15 protein-coding genes are annotated in these 17,841 nt (G+C 68.2%); 5 read left to right on the top strand and 10 right to left on the bottom strand.

The window, feature by feature from the left end:
- Positions 1–76 precede the first annotated feature (76 nt).
- From THSYN_RS06555 to THSYN_RS06570, 4 genes are all read right to left on the bottom strand, one after another.
- Complete coding sequence (locus THSYN_RS06555) at positions 77–2,128, bottom strand: alkaline phosphatase family protein (protein ID WP_100918426.1); 2,052 nt, start codon at positions 2,126–2,128, stop codon at positions 77–79.
- Positions 2,129–2,230: 102 nt separating this feature from the next.
- A complete protein-coding gene (locus tag THSYN_RS06560; RefSeq protein WP_216644697.1) occupies positions 2,231–4,543 on the bottom strand; it encodes a hypothetical protein in 2,313 nt (770 codons plus the stop codon).
- On the bottom strand, positions 4,471–5,703 hold the full coding sequence (locus tag THSYN_RS34835) for a hypothetical protein (protein ID WP_172965241.1): 1,233 nt from the start codon (positions 5,701–5,703) through the stop codon (positions 4,471–4,473). Before THSYN_RS34835 ends, THSYN_RS06560 begins: the two co-directional genes overlap by 73 nt.
- A 2-nt stretch (positions 5,704–5,705) precedes the next feature.
- Positions 5,706–6,614, bottom strand: coding sequence for a hypothetical protein (locus THSYN_RS06570; protein WP_100918428.1), 909 nt, complete (start codon positions 6,612–6,614; stop codon positions 5,706–5,708).
- A gap of 446 nt (positions 6,615–7,060) precedes the next feature.
- Here THSYN_RS06570 and THSYN_RS06575 point away from each other — a divergent pair, with 446 nt between their 5' ends.
- Complete coding sequence (locus THSYN_RS06575) at positions 7,061–8,098, top strand: hypothetical protein (RefSeq protein WP_157817498.1); 1,038 nt, start codon at positions 7,061–7,063, stop codon at positions 8,096–8,098.
- Here the strand turns inward: THSYN_RS06575 and THSYN_RS06580 are convergent.
- Entirely contained in the window at positions 8,033–9,337 is a 1,305-nt protein-coding gene (locus THSYN_RS06580) for a transposase (RefSeq protein WP_100918430.1), read from the bottom strand. The genes THSYN_RS06575 and THSYN_RS06580 overlap by 66 nt on opposite strands.
- A 452-nt stretch (positions 9,338–9,789) precedes the next feature.
- On the opposite strand from THSYN_RS06580, the gene THSYN_RS06585 reads away from it, so the two are divergent.
- Positions 9,790–10,290 carry an REP-associated tyrosine transposase gene (locus THSYN_RS06585; RefSeq protein ID WP_100918431.1) on the top strand — a complete coding sequence of 167 codons (501 nt, stop codon included), beginning with the start codon at positions 9,790–9,792 and terminating at the stop codon, positions 10,288–10,290.
- 195 nt (positions 10,291–10,485) lie between these two features.
- Here THSYN_RS06585 and THSYN_RS06590 read toward each other — a convergent pair whose 3' ends face one another.
- Positions 10,486–10,854, bottom strand: coding sequence for a DUF5615 family PIN-like protein (locus THSYN_RS06590; protein WP_216644698.1), 369 nt, complete (start codon positions 10,852–10,854; stop codon positions 10,486–10,488).
- The gene (locus THSYN_RS06595) at positions 10,851–11,078 is read right to left on the bottom strand and encodes a DUF433 domain-containing protein (RefSeq protein WP_100918433.1); all 228 of its coding nucleotides are present in this window, start codon (positions 11,076–11,078) and stop codon (positions 10,851–10,853) included. The genes THSYN_RS06590 and THSYN_RS06595 overlap by 4 nt, the downstream gene beginning before the upstream one ends.
- Positions 11,079–11,495: 417 nt before the next feature.
- Here THSYN_RS06595 and THSYN_RS35205 point away from each other — a divergent pair, with 417 nt between their 5' ends.
- On the top strand, positions 11,496–12,083 hold the full coding sequence (locus tag THSYN_RS35205; RefSeq protein WP_216644699.1) for a hypothetical protein: 588 nt from the start codon (positions 11,496–11,498) through the stop codon (positions 12,081–12,083).
- A gap of 83 nt (positions 12,084–12,166) precedes the next feature.
- On the opposite strand, the gene THSYN_RS06610 is transcribed toward THSYN_RS35205, so the two are convergent.
- Both THSYN_RS06610 and THSYN_RS06615 read right to left on the bottom strand, forming a co-directional pair.
- Positions 12,167–13,624: a DUF2867 domain-containing protein gene (locus tag THSYN_RS06610; RefSeq protein WP_100918434.1), complete on the bottom strand. Its 1,458-nt coding sequence runs from the start codon at positions 13,622–13,624 to the stop codon at positions 12,167–12,169.
- A gap of 212 nt (positions 13,625–13,836) precedes the next feature.
- Positions 13,837–14,304, bottom strand: a complete 468-nt coding sequence (locus THSYN_RS06615; protein ID WP_100918435.1) for an Lrp/AsnC family transcriptional regulator — start codon at positions 14,302–14,304, stop codon at positions 13,837–13,839.
- Positions 14,305–14,561: 257 nt separating this feature from the next.
- Between THSYN_RS06615 and THSYN_RS06620 the strand changes: the two genes are divergently transcribed.
- Together THSYN_RS06620 and THSYN_RS35720 are read left to right on the top strand one after the other, a co-directional pair.
- On the top strand, positions 14,562–16,256 hold the full coding sequence (locus THSYN_RS06620; protein WP_100918436.1) for a 2-isopropylmalate synthase: 1,695 nt from the start codon (positions 14,562–14,564) through the stop codon (positions 16,254–16,256).
- A 48-nt stretch (positions 16,257–16,304) separates the two neighbouring features.
- On the top strand, positions 16,305–16,679 hold the full coding sequence (locus THSYN_RS35720; RefSeq protein WP_236848807.1) for a Fic family protein: 375 nt from the start codon (positions 16,305–16,307) through the stop codon (positions 16,677–16,679).
- Between the two features lie 339 nt (positions 16,680–17,018).
- Here the strand turns inward: THSYN_RS35720 and THSYN_RS06630 are convergent, their stop codons facing one another.
- Complete coding sequence (locus THSYN_RS06630; protein ID WP_100918437.1) at positions 17,019–17,780, bottom strand: Uma2 family endonuclease; 762 nt, start codon at positions 17,778–17,780, stop codon at positions 17,019–17,021.
- Positions 17,781–17,841 lie beyond the last annotated feature (61 nt).

Raw genomic sequence — 17,841 nt, forward strand, 5'->3', positions numbered from 1 at the left:
CGCCCGTGCGGCTAGCGTATCACCCCGGCCCGGGCCCTTCATGGCTCGTTCTGCCGGGGCCTGCGGCGAGCCGGCTTCAACCGTCCTTCTTGAGCCTGCTTTGCTGCGCCATCCCAAGCAGGCCCAACAGCAGACAGAACAAGGTCGTCGAGACCTTGGATGTCACCTGCGGATCGGCCGCCTCGATCGCCGCCGCCACATCGATCATGGGCACCGCCATGGCATCCTCGACCCGGTAGATCGTCGCGGCCCCAGGAATCGCGGGCGACGCGGGGCGCGGATAGACCTGGGGGTTCTCTGGAATCAGGTCTTTCAGCGTGTTCGCTGCTGCCGAGCGGGGCGTCAAGCTGCCGTCGAGTCCGAACTGGGCGCAGACCGTGCTGATCAGGCTGGTATGATCGAACAGGTTCGTACGGTCCTTGCCGGGCGGCGGATAGATGGTGTTGGGCGGGATGCAGGGATTGACGAGGATGGCGGGAACGCGGACTCCATAGCGCGTGTAGGCAAAGTTGTCGACCTCATGCGCAAAGGGCGACACGGCCTCCGGCGGTCCGACATGATCGTAGAGACCGCCATGCTCGTCGTAGATGACGATCAGCAACGTCTTCTTGAAGGTGTCCGGATACTTGGCGAGAATATCGTACACCTCTTTCAGCAGGCGCTCGCCGTCGGTCACCGCGATGGCCGGAGGCAACGAGCTGCCGTTGGGGTCGTGGCAATCGATGCCGGCGCCGCCGGGATGGGATGAATTCACCGGCCCATCCTTTAAGATATCGGTATAGCGCGGCTCGATGAACGAGTACTTGGGCAGCCGGTTGTGGATGATGTCGTACTCGAGATTGGTCTGACTGCCGGAGTGCTCGTGAAAGCGAAAGACGTTGCCGCCGTCCCAACTCACCCAGCGCCAGTGGTCGTAGACATAGCGGCAGATCGCGGACGCGGGGGCGTCGTGATAATACACTTTCCAGTTGATCTCTCCGGGATAGGCCTCGTCCAGGAGCTCGAACACCGTCTTTTCGACCACCGGCGGCTCGTAATTCTTCGAGGTTGACCAGCCATAGGTGAAATCGGGGTTATTGATACGGGAACAGTTGGTTCCCGGCTTCAGTCCGGGCGTCCCGCAATGCGCAAAGACCCGGTTGGCCAAGGTCTGTACCGGCCCGGCCGCAAACCATCCGTCGCAGACGGCAAACTGTGTAGCCAGAAACGAGGTCATGGGCACCGCTGCGGCGCTGTAGTATTGCATTATATTGCGCGGATCGGGCATGACGTCGGGTTCGCCCTGGTGCAACGGCGCCCCCGGCTGCAGGCTGTAGTTCCAGGCAAAGCCCTGCATCGTCGGCACGGCCTCCGGTCCGGGATTCTTGCAGCCGAAGATCTGCTCGTTCATATCGTCGAAAAGCTCGCCCGGATCGGGATAGGGCATAATCCAGGTCGCGGAATCGGCCGGACCTTGAAATACCGTCACGCGGCCCTTGCCGGGATCGCCGGGATCGCGTGGATTGCTCGCGTCGACCGGCAGGCCCCGGTAGCAACCCGCCACGGTCTTCTCCGGGTATAATCCGCCAAGCATGTTATCGAAGGATCGGTTCTCCAGCATCAGCACCACCACATGCTCGATCTGGGCGGTCAGCGGCTGCTTGGGAAGTACCGGCAGCGGGATCGGTGCGAGCGTCGCATCCAGCACCGTGTAGGCATCCCAGGCGTACAAATACTGATTTTCCATGGAGAAGAAGGACAGTTGTTGGCCGTTGTGGTCGGCCACCAGATGCGTGCCCTGTACGGTGAAGCCGGTGGCACCGCACCAATTATAAAAGCCGATATAGGCCCGGTTGCTCACCGACATATAGCGCTGGGACCCTTTGATCCGATAATAATTGACTCCCTGGTAAGGACAATGCTCCAAGGCCAGGGCCTGTTTCGGATCGGTCGTCAGGATGGCCCACTCGCTGTCGTTTTCCCCCAGCCAACCCAATGGCTTGCCCTGGCTGAACAGGGCCAGCTTGTAGCTCGTGCCGCCGGTGATCACCGGCTCCGAGCAGGCGGCTCCGAGCTGCGGTCGTTGCTCCGAGCGCAATGCCTCAGAAAAGCTGGAGGTCGGTTTTTCATCAACCGGATTCATGGCCATCGTCGTCACCTCGGCATTTGGTTGTGGGAGGGCGGTCGCGCGGCGGACCCCGCGAGCCGTCACTCACAGTGCGCAACCGAGGAAAATACTCGGACTTTTGCGTTATGCCTTCAACTTTCTGGAAAATAAGGTATCTCCCACTGGTCGGCCGGGTGCTCGGGGCCGCCACAGCACCGGCTGGGAGACGCCGTCCCAGCCCCAGCGCAGCCAACTGAGCAGGCGCAACGCCAGCCACAGGGCCCAGGCGAGCATGAGGGCGCGATAGACCCAGATGGGCACGCTGATCACCCAGATCGGGGGCAGGGGGCCGGTGGTGCGGTCCTGGTACCACTGGAGCAGCCCGTTGCCGGAGCCGTTGCCCATGATCTGCATGGCGGGCGCCCCCAGCAGGCCTTGGGAGACGGCGCCGATCAGACCGGCCGCGGCGGCGACTGTCAGCACCGCCAGGGCGACCTGGACCAGGTTAAAGCGCCAGCGTGGCGTCTGCTGGCCCAGTTGTCGGCGCAGGCCCAGGGCCAGCAGCCAGCCGGCCACCAGCACCAGCACCCAGATCTCCGCCAGGCTGAGCCCGATGCCGAGCAGCAGCCAGTCGTGGGTCTTGAGCGGCGTGAGCCGCAGGCGCCCGAGCGCCGCCGCGAGCCCGGCCAGGATGAGGAGTACGCCCCAGAACAGGACCACCGGGCCGATCCGCGGGCCGCCGGTGAAGAGCACCCAGCGCCCCTGCGGTACCCGCAACGCGAGGGTCACATTGACCGCCGGGCTGTTCAGGTCCGGCAGCCCCGGGGCACTGCGCAGACCCATCCCCTGGGGTTGGCGCCACTGGACCAGGATGGACTGGCGCCCCGGCACCAGGGGTAGCTCCAGGGGGGCCCCGGGCCCGGGCAGGGGCAGGTCCAGGAGGCCAGCCTGCAAGCGGGTCGGCACGGCCTCCGGCGGCAGGCGGATGGGGTGCAGACCGCCCTGGGTGGCGCGCAGTTCCAGGCGCAGTTCGCCCTCGCCGGTGCGTCGCCCCAGGGTCATGCGCAGGTCCACCCGTTCGAGCGTGAGGGTGCGCCCGGGAACCGCACCCGGCCGGGTGAGGCTCAGGTCCAGGGTCTCGCCCGGCAGGGGCCGCCAGGTGGGCTGCCAGCGGTCGGCGGCCGCGGCCTGCTGGATCGGCGCCGGGCCGCTCCAGTCCAGGTGCCAGCGGGGGCTCAGCGCCAGTGACCAGGACTCGGTGAGCCGCGGGTCGATGACCGCGGTTAGCCGCAGGGTCGCCGCCGGCTCCAGGGTCGAGGCCCAGGCGAACTCGGTCTCGCCGGGGGCCAGGTTGACCAGCACCCGTGCGTCCTGGATGGCGAGCCCCGGGGTCTGGACCGCTTCCCCGGGCAGCAGCGCGACCGGCAGGGAGACCGGGAACTCGGCCGGCGACAGGCGCCGGACCCGGGTCTCCACCCGCCAGTCGAGGCCGATCCGCAGGCCCCGCTCCACCCGCAGCAGGGGCGGCAGGGCGCCCTGGTTCAGGGGGCCGGCCGCCGCGCCGTCCCCGCCGGAGAGGCGCAGCAGGCGCACCTGGGGACCAGGCAGGCCGCCGCTGTCCAGACCCTCCAGGGTCCAGCCGTCCAGGGTGGCCTCGAGCTGTCGGGGTCGCAGCGGGAAGGGGATCTCGACCTGGGTGCGCTCCGGCAGGGGGCCGGACAGGTCCAGACGGTGGCGCCCGGCGGGCAATGGGACCAGGAGACGGTCGTCGCTGCCGCGGCGCAGTCCGTCCACCGGGGCGCCGTCCAGGTCGACCTGGGTGGGCAGCCAGCCGCCGGCCCCCCCAGGGACCGCCGCGGCCACGGCGGCGGCGGCGTCCAGGGTCAGGGTGAGGCGCAGCCAGTGGGGTTGCGCGCTCAGGGAGAGGCTTGGCAGGTCCACGCAGTCGGGCAGGCAGTCCGGGGGGGCGAGCAGGCGGGCGCGCAGTTCCTCCAGCAGCGCGGTGCCGGGCAGGTCGGCGGCACGCGCCGGGGTGGCGCCCGGCCCGGCCAGACCGGCGGCGCCCAGCAGGGCGGCCAGGACCAGGGGCGGGAGCGGCGGGAGCATCAGGCGCAGCACGGACTCCGGGGCGAGTTTGGTTACCGGTTCCACCGCCGGTTCGGCGCTTCGCGCGGGCGACGGCGCGGACGCGGGTTCCGCCACCGCGTCCGACCTCGGCGCCGACGGCGCCGGTGGTGTCGCGGTGTCCGGCGGCGGCGGGGCTGGGCGCCCGATCAGTCCGGCCACCCGCAGCCCCAGCAGGACCGTGAGCAGGGCCCCGAGGAGCGACCACCAGAGGTGCCAACCGGGGCTCAACAACCACAGGCGCGCGTCCTCGCCCGGTGTCACCGGCCCGCTCCAGGCCAGCTCGAAGCGGTTCCACTGCCAGTCCGGGACCCCGGGGCCGCTCTGCAGCACCGCGTCCGGGTCCGGCCGGTCGGTTGGCGGGGGGGCGGGGGCGGGGCCGTCGCTGGGCCCCGCCGTCCGCTTTCCTTGCTGGTTGCGACCGTGCCGCCCATGACGGCGAAATCGGTCGCTTCGTCGCCCTCGGCCGGGTCGCCCGCCGAGGTGCCTTGCGGCTCCGCCAGGGACTCGAACTGGGACTGGGTTGCGCCCGGGGGCATGGTAGGAGCCGGGGCGGTCGCCAGGGCGAACGGCCGTTCGACTGCGCGGCGCGCCGGCGCGCCGCGCGCACCCGCGCTCGTGCCCAGCCCGACCATGGGGCGCTCCAGGTGCGGATAGAGCCCGGTGCGGACCTGGGCCGCGAGGAAGGGCAACCCGATCAGGAGCAGTGCCGCCAGGGCCAGTCGCCGGTACCACTCGACCAAGCCGCGAAAGCGCCCCAGGGCGACCCCCGCGGGGTGCCGCGGCAACTGCCGCAGGAGGGCGACGGCGATCAGCACATTGACCCACACCAGGCGCGGTGCGTCCGCGACCTGCCAGGTCAGCACCAGGGTGAGGCCGGCGAGCAGCCCCCAGGGGGTGCCCCACAGGCGCCCGATACCCAGGGCCAGCAGCAGCACCAGAAAGAGGTCGAGCAGGGTCCAGCGGCCGATCCAACTGTCGGGGAGATTGTCGGTTCCGGAGGCCGCGAGCAGGTCCCAGCCGGGGGGCAGCCAGAGGTGCGCGCGGCTGCCGGCGACCTCCAGTCCCCAGCCGGTGGCGGGGATGGTCTTGGGGTTGCGTGGCGCGTCCGCCGCGAGGCGGCTGTCGGCGACCAGGTCGAGCCGGCCGCGCCGTACCTCGACCCCGGGCGGGTCGCCCGGCGCCAGGCGGGTGATGAGCCGCGGCTCCCCGTCCACCGCGACCCGTCCCAGGTCCAGCGGCGGCATGGCGGTGAGCCGCCAACTGCGGGTGAGCTCGCCGCTGATGCGGTCACGGACGCTGAAGGCCCCGCCGGCCAGGTCCAGCCACAGGTCGCGCTCCAGGGTGAGCCGATCCGGACCCGGGTCGGGGTTGCCGCGGCGCCGCTCGACCAGTGTCAGTGACTCCCCGCCCGCCAGGCGCCAGGCCGGCAGGTCGGACCAGTCCGCGGGGACCCCGGCCTGGCGCGGGTCTGCGGGGGCCGGACCGCGCACCTCTACTTGGCGCAGGTCGGGCCGGGCGGCGAAGGACCAGACTTCAAGTGCCGGCCAGGGTGCGGGGGGGTGCCCCGGGTCAGCGTCGTCACGGCCCCGCCGACCTGGGCCTCGACCTCCAGGACCCAGTGGCCGGGGCGCGCCTGCACCCGCAGGGCGCCGTCGGGGTCGAGGCGCGAGGGCAGGGGGCTCTGCACCCGCAGCGGGATGGTCCCCGGCAGCAGCACCGGTCCGAGCAGTACCTGGCGGGCGCGCCCGGCCACGTCCAATTCCAGGCGGGTGGTCACCCGCAGCGGCAGGTCGTCGTCGATCCGGCGGTAGACCTGGAGGGCCAGGCGGTCGCCGTCCTGTCCCTCGGCCGCGAGCGGCTCGCCAAGCCACAGACGCCCGCCCCGGTCCAGTCGGGGGAAGGGCACCGGGGCGCCATCGAGGACCAGGGACAGCAGGCCGATTTCAGCCGGCAGGCTCAGCCCGTCGGGGGGGCTGCGCCATTGAAAGTTCCCGGTGAGGACGTGCGTGCCCGGGGTCAATTGCACCGCCGGCGCCCCGTCGCGCAGCACCACCGGCAGCGGTTGATCGCCGTCGCGCAACCCCTGGGGCCAGGTCTCGGTGTCGCCGGGCAGGGTGACCCAGGTCTGTGCGTAGACCTGCCAGCGCTGCGTGAAGGAGCCGCCGCGCTGGTTCAGGTCGAGCTCGAGCCGCCCCGGCCAGGCGCAGACACGGGCGCCGGTCGGGGCCGGGTCGCCCCGGTCCGGGGACCCGGCGTCGAGCGGACAGGTCCGTTGGTCCTGCGGGTGCAGCACCCAGGGCACCCAGGCCCACAGGTCCGGCGGCACCACGGGTTCGGACGGGGCCGCGGCCACGGGGAGCGCGGCGCACAGGAAGATGAACGAGCACAGGATCAGACGCATGGCTGGGGCCGCCGTGGGACTGGGGTGTGCCTAGTGTAGCCAAATCGTGGCGGGGACTGGTCGGGATGAACAGTCGGCGGCCAGGTCCCATCCGTGATCGGCGGTGCCCAGGTACGGGCAATCCGGACTGCCCCCCGTTCGTCGGAAATCGAGTCATCCGCCTGTGGACATCGCGGCTGTATGCTATAAAAGTGAACTACGTTACAGTTCGCGCAGAAATCGTCATCCAGCGGTCGTGCGCGAAGGTGAGACGGTTCGGACGGCAACCCAGGCGTAGCCTCGGGAGTCCGTCGTTGTGGTCGGACCAGCACCGTCGCGGGGTGCCGGCTATCGGCACAAACGGTCGTTTTGCGTCGTCACTCAGAGCGGCTGCGGGGCTTCCAACGGGTTGGCTGCAGGCCAGGCCCGGCGCCACGCGGCCTGTTCCGAATCCTCTGGGGGGTTGCGTGAATCCGAAACTTGCCAGGATCCTGGCCCGGTTCGCCGCGTCTGCGGCCATGTCGTTACTCGCACTGTCCGCTGCCCGGGCAGACCTGATCGCCAACGGCGACTTCTCCGCTTCCACCGACCTGGCCGGTTGGACGGCCGAGTTCACCATCATCGGCGAGCCCACGCACAACTACGCCCAGCTCGGCACCGACGGCGAACCCCGGCGCACCCTGTCGCAGACCTTCAGCCTCCCGGCGCTGCCCGCGACCCTCGGCTTCGACTTCAGCTTCCACACCTCGGCCTCTTCCGTAGGCGACATCCCCGGCGGCGTCTTCCCCGACTCATTCGCCGCCTCCTTGATCACCGCCGGCGGCGATTTCCTCGACATCCTGGTCGTCGACCTGGCGGGTGCGGACGCGTACCCCTCTGCCAACCGGGAGTGGTTCACCGGCGCACTGCCCATCCTGGTCGACCTGGACCCCGGCATCGCCATACCCGACTTCCCGCTGTTCGTCACTGGAAGCGCCTACTCGGGGCGCATCACGGTGTGGCTTCCCGACGCCATCCTGGGTCAAGACGCGACCCTCTATTTCGATCTGTATGACCAAGCCGACAATGCCTCGACCATCGCCGGTATCGACAACGTCTCTGTGCAGCCAACCCGCGCGGCGCCCGCGCCCGCGACGCTCGGCTTGCTGCTCGTCGGGCTGGCGGCAGGCGCCGCCGTGCGCCGCACGGCAAACGCAACGGCTAACCAGCATGGGCGCCGAGCGCACGCGGGCGGGACGGGGTATGTGGGCGCGGGCGGGACGGGGCATTCGCCCCGTCCCGAACGTTCATTCCGTCGCCAGCCGTCGGCACGCGCCCGCAGGTCCGAAGAAAACGTTTCGGACGGGGCGAATGCCCCGTCCGGCATTTTGAGTGAGCGTTCGGGCGGGACGGGGTATGTGGGCGCGGGCGGGACGGGGTATCCACCCATAGGCGCCAACTTAAGCAACCAGTTGATTTCCTGGCGCACTCAGGAACGCGATGACGGCGGCCGGGAGCGTTTGTAAGCGACGTCGGCATGGGCGCTCCGTTATTACCTCAAGGCATGCCGCCCAGCGCTCGGGGCGCCAGCGGTGGACTTCGAGAATCCAGGCATCGACCTGCCGGCGGGCGAGCGCCACCAAGCGCCAGGGGGTTACCCGGCGGGGCTGGTCCAGACGGTCCCAAGCCGCCGGGCTCTGGTGCTGAATGTGTCGTTCGATCACCAACGCATACAGCAACTTGCCGAGGATCCAGACGGTGCCCAGCGCACTGTTCTGCTGGGTGCGCAGGTGGTCCAGGTCGAGCAGGCTTTTCAGTCGCTTGAACATCAACTCCACTTGCCAGCGGCAACGATAGAGCGCCAGTACGGCGCTCCCATCCACGGCGTCCGGCGGCACGGTGGTGAACACCATCATCCAGCCAGTCAGAAAGAGGGCCGCGGCGCTCGGCGTCCAACCCTTGCGCTTGGCGACCTTGCGGCAGCGCTGACACGCCGCGGCGGCCGCGGCCGGCGGCAAGCGCACGGCGTGTAGCCAGCCCGGTCCACTGGTCTGCTGGCCGCGCAGCCACACGGGGACCGTGACCGTATCATCCGTCGCCGCGCGCAGGTGCGCGGCGACGTCCAGCCGCGCCGCGGTGGGATCGCGTTGCTCCTCGCCCATCTCACGCAGGTATAACGGCATGGCCGTCGGCATCAGACGCACGACCACCCACACCTGACGGGCGCTTAGTTCGAGGATCACCTGCGGCTGATTGTAGCCCCGATCGGCCAGCACGATGTCGCCAGCCTGCCAGGGGTAACGCGCCAGGCTTTCCGCACCCTCGACCCCGGTCACTTGCACCACATGCATGGTCAGATTGGTCAGGTCCAAGACCAAGTGCACCCGGTAATCCGTGCCCGTCGCACCCGGTCCTTGCAGCGACGACCCGTCCACCACCAGCAACCGGAAGCCTGTCACTGCCGTCATCGCCGCCGGCAACATGCGATGCAACAACGCCTTCAGCCACGGACCGCACGCCATCAGGCGCTGGCGGATCGCGGTATCCGTGAGCCGTTGCTGCCACAACGTGAACGTTCCGGCGGTGGTGCGCAGCGCTTGGTCCAACCCGCAGTACAACATCAGCAACTGCAGCAGGTCCGCGGGTGTCCTGACCTTGCGACTGCGCGTAAACGCCTTGAACTCCCGCGCTTGCTCGGCATAGTCGGCCGGCAGTTCCTTCAGAAATTCCTCAAAAGCGACGGCGGCGGGCTTGGGTGCTGGCATAATGGCGGTCGAATCCCCGCACTATCGCCGATCTGCGCTTATTACTCAAGGGCTTGCAGGCTTAAGTTGGCGCCTATGGGCATTCGCCCCGTCCCGAATGTTTGATCCGTGGCCGACCGTTGATTGGAACCGGCAGGCTCGGGGAAAACGTTTCGGACGGGGCGAATGCCCCGTCCGGCCCATGATTGAACGTCCGTCACCAAACAGGACGGGGTATGCCAAAGCAGCCAGTGCCAACAAGCCAGACGGGGTGTGCCCCATCAACCGCGGCGGGACGGGGCATTCGCCCCGTCCCGAACGTTTGATCCGTGGCTGACCGTTGATTGGAACCGGCAGGTTCGGAGAAAACGTTTCGGACGGGGCGAATGCCCCGTCCGGCCATTGCCGATGGCCCTTTCCCTGATCGAGCGTCATTCACTTGAGCGTTATTTACCCGAGCGACAGCAAACATCATGCCCTCACGCCGCGTGCCAGTGGACCTGAATGCCGGGACCTATTTCCTGACTCTCACGGTGCAGCGCTGGTATTACCTGTTCGACCGCCACAACCGCTGGCTGATCCTGGCTGACTCAATACGCTATTGTCAAAGTCACAAGGGTCTGGAACTCAACGGCTATGTGTTCATGTTGAACCACATCCACCTGATCGTGACCTCCCCGGACATCGCCGGCTTTCTGCGCGACTTCAAGCGGTTCACGTCCAAGCAACTGAAGGAGAATATCGCGGCCACCGAGCCGGGCGTCCTTAAGTTATTCGTCGATGACGCGGGGACCTATCGACTGTGGATGGATACGAATGCGCCGAAGAAGATCGAGAATCCGGATTTCTATGTGCAGAAGCTCAATTATGTGCATGAGAATCCGGTGCGCAAGGGTTACGTGGCCCGCGCTGAGCATTGGGTCTGGTCTTCAGCAAATCCGGATTCGCCGCTGGAGGTCGGGATTCTGTCGTGACCCGGACTTGAGTTATTCCGTCGCCGATCATTGGCATGAGCCCGCAGGTCCGGAGAGAACGTTTCGGACGGGGCGGATGCCCCGTCCGGCCCATGTCACGGCGCTGGCCGGTATTCGCGACCTCGTTTGGGTGGCTCGGTTGCGGTTGGGTGGGTTACAAGGCGGACGCCTAAGCGGGCATCCGCCTTACAGCACTCACAGGGGCAGCACGCGCACCCGGCTGCGCCCGGGTTCGATCACCACCAGGGCGCCCGCCTCCAGGTCCGCACGGAAGCGGCGCAGTGACGCGAGCAATGGTCCGCCGATCTGCTCCGGCAACACCCGCGGCCCGCGCAATTGGATCACACTCGGCCGTCCGGCGTGGGTCAACGCCAGCATGGTCGAGAAATCGAGATCGTGCGTGAACACCGTGTAACCATGTGTGCTCGCCCAGGCCATGATCTCCCGATCGGTGGCCGTTGGATCGCCGACCTGCGCCCAGTGACGGGCAATCACCCCTGCCTCGGCCAGGAATGGAACCCACTCCGGCGAGAGGTTGATGTCGATGATCAGCCGCAATGTCATGCGCCGACCAAGTCTTCTTCGCGTTCCTCGAGCCGCCAGGCGGCGTAGGCCAACGCGGCATCCAGGTCTTCCGGCTCGAGGTAGGGGTAAGCCGCGAGGACTCGCTCGCGGCTGACACCGGTCGCCATGAGTCCGAGCAAGGTACCAACCGTGATGCGCAAACCGCGGATGCAGGGCTTGCCGCCCATCACGGCCGGATCGAGAGTGACGCGATCGAGGTTCATAGCTAATTCCCCTGTGGTTGGCCCTGGACGAAACGGGATCTGGCAATGGCTGGACGCCGCTCGTTGTCACCGCTAGCGTACTCCAGATCGCGCGCGCCGTGGCGCGCGTGTCAGCGCCACCCAGCCAGGCTTACTTTCGGACGGGGCGAATGCCCCATCCGGCATGTTGAAAGGCGGTCTGCGCGGGATCATAGTGCCTGAAATAGCTATTTCAGTACATCCATGTTGAAACTCGTTTTCGGCAATGTGGCAGGACGCGATGGCGCAGCCGGCTGGAGTGCGGCGTACGGGCGCGCGGGGGTATAGCTCAAGCCCGCGTGAGGACTGGCTGTCGCTTATCGACTTCAGCACGCTGGAGAAACAGGGTGGCAGCTATGTCACCGACGGGCTGCGCGAGCGCGAGGACGACATCATCTGGTGCTTTACAACGGCACAGGACGCTGGACGGCGGCGCGCGACATCGCCGAACTGATCGTCCCGCTGCCCAACGCCCTGGCCCGCTACCGGCCCCAACACCGCTATCATCTGATCGATGAGGGCCGCATTGGGGAGGAAACCTTGGGGCAGGCGACCAGTGTGGCGGCCGAGCTGGTGCGGCTGGAAACCCTGGCCGTCGAGGGTCCGGAGGCGCTCCGCCCGATCCTGCGTCGGCTTGGTACCCGGTTGCAGGGCCCGCGCTACGCCAGCCTGCGGCGGGCGCTGACGGTCTGGTTTGCACGGGTCTTGCTGCGGCGCCTGCTGCCGGGCGAGAATTTGCCGCAACTGCACGATTTAGGGGAGGTCGAGACGATGCTTTCCGAACACGTTGACGAGTGGACTCGGGCCGGGCGGGGTATGCTCAAACCGGACGGGGTATGCCCCATCAACCGCGGCGGGACGGGGCATTCGCCCCGTCCCGAACGTTTGATCCGTCGCCGACCGTTGATTGAAACCGGCAGGTTCGGGGAAAACGTTTCGGACGGGGCGAATGCCCCGTCCGGCCATTGCCGATGGCCCTTTCCCTGATCGAGCGTCATTCACTCATGCGGAATTTGATGGCCTCCACCGGGTCAGCAGGGCCGACGGGGTAGTGTCGATTCTCGTAAGCCTCAACCAACGTCACGAGCACCCTCCGCCCGGCGGCAGATCTCCCGGGTCAGGCCAGCGAAGATGACCTGGTGGAAGGGCTCCATCGCGAGCCAGTACATGAGTCCCCAAACCCCGGCGGGGTGCCAGTAGGCAGTGGCGGTCAGCCGGGTGCGGCCGCCCGGCAGGGGCTCCAACTCGAACTCCAGCACCCCGGCCCCGGGGGCGCGCAGGCCGAAGGTCATGGTCAGGCGCCGCTCGGGTTCGACCCCGATCACCTCCCAGGTGTCGATCCGGTCGCCCACCCGCACCTGTGTGGGGTGGCGTCGACCGCGGGCCAGCCCCCGGCCGCCGACCATCCAGTCCATGGTCTCGCGGATGGTCCAGAGTGAATTCAGATAGTAGTACCGGTTGTCCCCGCCGATGGCGGTCACCACGGCCCACACCGCCGCCGCGGGGGCGGTGGTGACGGCGCTGCCGCCGGCGCGCTTGGCGTAATAGGCGTAGTCGAGTCGGCCTTGGCGCATGTTGAAGGCTCCTTCGGTCCAGCGGGCCAGGACCTGGGCGTTGCGTTCCGCCGCAAAGGCGGCCTCGACCGATTCCCGGAAGTCGAGCAGGCGCTGCGGGACCAGTCGCCGCAGTTGCTCCGGGTTGGCGGTAAAGTCGTGCTTCAGGCCCTCGATCAGGGCGCGGGCCACGTTGGTGGGTACGGCGGTGACGAAGCGCAGCCAATAGGCCGAGAGCTTGGGGCTCAAGACCGGTACCGGGATGATCCAGGGCGGGCGCCGACCCGCCGCCTCCGCCAGGGTGCGCATCATCTGGGCGTAGGTGAGCGTTTCCGGTCCGGCCGCGTCGAGGACTTGGTTGGCGGTCTCGGGGAGACCCGGGGCCAGCGCCAGGTATTCCAGCAGGTTGTCCAGCGCGATCGGGGGTGACTTGGCCGTGACCCACCGCGGCGTGATCATCACCGGCAGGTGGTAGACCAGGTCGCGCATGACCTCGAAGGCAGCCGAGCCCGGGCCGACGATGATCCCGGCCCGCAGTTCAGTGACCGGCACCGCCCCGCGGCGCAGTACCTCCCCGGTGTCGCGCCGCGAGACGATGTGTTCACTCACGGCGTCCGCCGGCACCAGGCCGCCCAGGTAACAGATGCGCTCCACCCCGGCGGTGGCCGCCGCGGCGGCGAAGTTGGCCGCCGCCGCCAGGTCCAGGCGCCCGAAGTCCTTGCCGGCACCCATGGAGTGGACCAGATAGTAGGCGATGCTGACCCCGGCCAGGGCCGCGGGGAGGCTCGCCGGGTCGAGTGCGTCCGCCTCGACGATCTCCACCCCGAGCCAGCCGCGCGCCTCCAGGGTCTTGGGCCTGCGCGAGGAGACCCGCACCCGGGCCCCGGCCGCGAGCAGGCGCGGGACCAGATAGGTGCCGATGTAGCCGCTGGCGCCGAAGACGAGTCGCAGACGGGGGTCTTGGGAGAGTGGCATGGCGTATCCCGGGGTTCGTGGCTCGAATGGGTCTGGAGGGTCGCCTGGTCATGGTTGCGGCCGACGGCGAGCGCGGTCCGCACAGCGGACCCTACGGGCGCGCAGCCTTCCCGTAGGGTCCGCTGTGCGGACCGACAACCTATCAGCTCACGGGATGGCCGGACTCATGATCAAGGCCGTCGCCTGGCATCCCCCGCGGCTGGCACGCGCCCTCAAAGCCCCACCGGCAGGTTGGTGCGCTCCACCACCTGGCGCAGGACGAAACTGGAGTGTACCCCGCTGACCCCCTCGATGCGCGTGATCCGCTCCAGCAGCAGTTCCTGGTAGTGTGCCATGTCGCGCACCACCACCTTCAGTTGGTAGTCCGCGTCCCTTCCGGTAAGCAGCAGGCACTCCAGGACCTCCGGCATGGCCGCGACCGCGGTGTCGAAGGCCGCGAAGCGCTCCGGGGTGTGCCGGTCCATGGAGATGCTGAGGATGGCCACCAGGGTGAAGCCCAGTTGCCGGGCGTCCAAGAGCGCCCGATAGCCGAGGATGATCCCGGCCTCCTCCAGGGCGCGCACCCGCCGCAGGCAGGGTGAGGGGGACAGGCCGATGCGGTCGGCTAAGTCCTGGTTGCTCAGGCGGCCCTCGCGTTGGAGTTCTTCGAGGATGCGCCGGTCGTAGCTGTCCAGTTTCATAATTTTGCCGGGCTTTGGCGTTTGGGGGGTTTGATGGGGTCAGTTACCCGGCAAAATTAGCAGAAAATTGCCTGGATGGCACCATTCGGGAACAAGTTCGCAATCATCTTCCGGGCCTTGCGGAGTAACATTTCCCCGTCGGCCAGAATGAGTACGTAGGGTCCGCTGTGTGGACCGGCGACCGTGCAGCCGAGCGGATTTTAGATGAAGACGTGGAACGTCCGAATACCCCGACGCCCCGATGACTGGAGATGGCAATGACCCCCTTCGACCACCGCAAATACCGTCCGAGCCCGGTGCTCGCCATGCCGGCGCGCCAATGGCCCGACCGGACCGTCCAACAGGCGCCGATCTGGGCCAGCGTGGATCTGCGCGACGGCAACCAGGCCTTGCTGGAGCCCATGGGGCCGGCGCAGAAGCGGCGGCTCTGGCAACTCCTGGTGCGGCTTGGCGTCAAGGAGATCGAGGTCGGCTTCCCGGCCGCGAGCGTGCCCGACTTCGACTTCGTGCGGCGCCTGATCGAGGAGGGCCAGATCCCGGCGGACGTGACCATCCAGGTCCTGGTGCAGGCGCGCGAGGACCTGATCCGCCGCACCTTCGAGGCCCTGGACGGCGCCCCGCGGGCCATCGTCCACCTCTACAACAGCACCTCCCCGGTGCAGCGCGACTGGGTCTTCGGCAGCGACCGCGAGGGTGTGAAGGCGATTGCCGTCCAGGGCGCCCGCTGGGTGCGCGAGGCCGCCGCCCGCTACCCGGACACCCGCTGGACCTTCCAGTATTCGCCGGAGAGCTTCACCGCCACCGAGCCAGACTATGCCCTGGAGGTCTGCGAGGCGGTGATCGACGAGTGGCAGCCGACCCCGGGGCATCGGGCGATCATCAACCTCCCGGCCACGGTGGAGGTGGCGAGCCCCAACCGCTTTGCCGATCAGGTGGAGTGGTTCGCGACCCATATCAGCCGGCGCGACTCCCTGATCCTCTCGGTCCACACCCACAACGACCGGGGCGGGGCCGTGGCCGCGGCGGAGTTGGCCCTGCTCGCCGGGGCGGACCGGGTCGAGGGCACCCTGCTCGGCAACGGCGAGCGCACCGGCAACATGGATTTGGTCACGCTCGCCATGAACCTCTACAGCCAGGGGATCGACCCAGGTCTTGACCTTAGCCACCCGGACGAGATCCTGACCGTGGTCGGCGAGTGCACCGGGATCGTCACCCACCCCCGGCACCCCTGGGTGGGCGAACTGGTCTATACCGCCTTCTCCGGCAGTCACCAGGACGCCATCCGCAAGTGTCTGAAGCGCCAGGATGCGCAGACCCCCTGGCAGGTCGCCTATCTGCCGATCGACCCCATGGACCTGGGTCGGACCTACCAGGAGGTGGTGCGGGTCAACAGCCAGTCCGGCAAGGGCGGGGTCGCCTTCATCATGGAGCGCGACTTTGGGCTCAACCTGCCCCGCTGGCTCCAGGTCGAATTGGCGCAGTTGGTCCAGCGCGAGAGCGAGCGCCTGGGCGGGGAGGTCGAGGGGGCGGGGATTGAGCGCCTGTTCCGCGAGCACTTCGTGCGCGACCAGGGACCGCGTCGGCTGCTCGGCTACCGGCTGATCCGCAACGGGCACGACCATATCGAGGTGCGCCTCGGCGACGGCGCCGGTCAGCACACCCTGCGCGGGGAGGGCCAGGGGGCCATCGCCGCCTTCGTCTCCGCCTGGGTCGGCTTCGCGGGCCAGCGGGTGCAGGTGCTGGACTACCAGGAACACGCCATCGGCGAGGGCACCGATGCCGAGGCCGCCGCCTATGTGCTGCTCAATATCGACGGGGCGCGGGTGGCAGGGGCGGCGATCGACCGGGATGTGGTGGGGGCCTCGCTCAAGGCGGTGCTTTCGGCGCTGAATCGGGTGGTACCGGAGGCGGTGCCGCAAGAAGGACGGGTCAGGCAGGCCGAGGCGGCCTAGGCTTGCGGGGGCGCCGCACCCCGGGTGCGGCTTGAGAAATGGGTAGGAATGGGTTTGGAAAGCGTGATCGAGCAAAGCAAGGAGGGCTATTACCTCGCGCTGCGGCGGACCCAGGGAACCATCGGTCGCGCTGCCCCCGAGTGGACGCCGTGGTTGACCTTCTTCCTCAAGGCCCTGCAATGCCAGATGCGCCGCCTGCGTGAGAAGGTCGAGCGTGAGCGGCTGCTCCTCGTCCGCTTGCCGGACCTGTCGCTCCGGCTCCTCGACCAGGCTCGCGACCACGGCCGCATCAGCATCGGCGATGCGCAGACCCTGACCGGGGCCAATCGCAACACCCTGAAGCTGCATTTCAAGGCGTTGCGGGAGCGGGGGCTCTTGGTGCTCCACGGACAAGGGCGGGGGGCCTGGTATAGCCTGCCTTGAGGTCCCGGAGGGCGTTGATGTCCATTCGGTGTAAGGACACAGAGGTCGAAGATGCCGTGATAGGAGGCATCCAGTGGCAACAAGGGTTGGGGGTTGTCGTTGCAAACCGTTGTTCCACTCGTAACGGATGTCTGATTCCAGGTAATACTCCTTCCAATAGGTCTCCTCCGAAACCCGGAGTCCGTCCGCCGAGCGCGGCTCGACGGGCACCTGGGGGGCGTCCCCGGGCGGGCGACGGCGGGGGACTGGTGCGCCGGCGCGTCGCAGATGGCAGCGGCGGTTGGGGACATAGCGACAAACCTTGCGTGGTGTATTGCCCGAATTGTAGCCTGGCACGCCTCAGTCCGCGGTGTCGTCCGGGTCCAAGCCTAAGGCCCGCAGACGCTCGGCCAGACGTTCGGCGCGTTGCCGCTCCTGCTCGGCGCGCGCATCCGCCTGTTCGGCACGCGCATCCGCCTGTTCGGCACGCGCATCCGCCTGCTCGGCACGCGCATCCGCCTGCTCGGCGCGCGCGGCCTCGCTGGCCGCCCGTCTGGCCAGTTCCACGGACGACAGGAAAGGCTGCCCCGCGGGATCGAAGACCGCGAGGCCCGCGGGTGTCAGTGCGAAACGCACCCCTAGACGCGGGCTGGTCCAGCCCCCGACATGGGCCATGGGGGCGAGTCGCCCCCCCTGGCGCAGCCAGATACGCAACGCGTTCTCGGCCGGGTCGTAGACGTAATACTCCTCGACGCCGTAGAGGTCGTAGCAGGCGAGCTTGTCCGCCATCTCCTTGACGCTGTTGGAGGGCGAGCGAATCTCGAAGACCACTTGGGGCGCGATACCGTCCTCCTCCCACTGCTTGTAGGAGCCGCGCGGACCCTTGGGTCGGCCGAACGCCACCAGCACGTCCGGGGCAATGGGGCCGGCCAGGCGGCGGTCCGGCACCGGGTACCACAGCAAGTCCCCGGCCACGAACACGTCCGGGCGGTCGGCAAACAGGATCTCCAGGTTTTCCTTGATCTTGACCAGCCAGTCGTACTGTTGCGTGTTTTCCGCCATGGGTTGGCCGTCGCTTTCCGGATAGGGATCATCGGGGTCGATATAGGACAGGGGGTTCATGGGCCGGCTCCGCGAGTGTGTCAGGGTGACGGGCAAGAGGGGAGGCAAGTGCAATCGCCCG

It is taken from the genome of Candidatus Thiodictyon syntrophicum (assembly GCF_002813775.1).
In the GTDB taxonomy this organism is placed as follows: Bacteria; Pseudomonadota; Gammaproteobacteria; order Chromatiales; family Chromatiaceae; genus Thiodictyon; species Thiodictyon syntrophicum.

Coding starts and splice junctions, on each gene's coding strand:
- THSYN_RS06555 (WP_100918426.1), bottom strand. CDS start 2,128: ATGGCCATGAATCCGGTTGATGAAAAACCGACCTCCAGCTTTTCTGAG.
- THSYN_RS06570 (WP_100918428.1), bottom strand. CDS start 6,614: ATGCGTCTGATCCTGTGCTCGTTCATCTTCCTGTGCGCCGCGCTCCCC.
- THSYN_RS06580 (WP_100918430.1), bottom strand. CDS start 9,337: ATGCCAGCACCCAAGCCCGCCGCCGTCGCTTTTGAGGAATTTCTGAAG.
- THSYN_RS06585 (WP_100918431.1), top strand. CDS start 9,790: ATGCCCTCACGCCGCGTGCCAGTGGACCTGAATGCCGGGACCTATTTC.
- THSYN_RS06590 (WP_216644698.1), bottom strand. CDS start 10,854: ATGACATTGCGGCTGATCATCGACATCAACCTCTCGCCGGAGTGGGTT.
- THSYN_RS06595 (WP_100918433.1), bottom strand. CDS start 11,078: ATGAACCTCGATCGCGTCACTCTCGATCCGGCCGTGATGGGCGGCAAG.
- THSYN_RS06610 (WP_100918434.1), bottom strand. CDS start 13,624: ATGCCACTCTCCCAAGACCCCCGTCTGCGACTCGTCTTCGGCGCCAGC.
- THSYN_RS06615 (WP_100918435.1), bottom strand. CDS start 14,304: ATGAAACTGGACAGCTACGACCGGCGCATCCTCGAAGAACTCCAACGC.
- THSYN_RS06620 (WP_100918436.1), top strand. CDS start 14,562: ATGACCCCCTTCGACCACCGCAAATACCGTCCGAGCCCGGTGCTCGCC.
- THSYN_RS35720 (WP_236848807.1), top strand. CDS start 16,305: ATGGGTTTGGAAAGCGTGATCGAGCAAAGCAAGGAGGGCTATTACCTC.
- THSYN_RS06630 (WP_100918437.1), bottom strand. CDS start 17,780: ATGAACCCCCTGTCCTATATCGACCCCGATGATCCCTATCCGGAAAGC.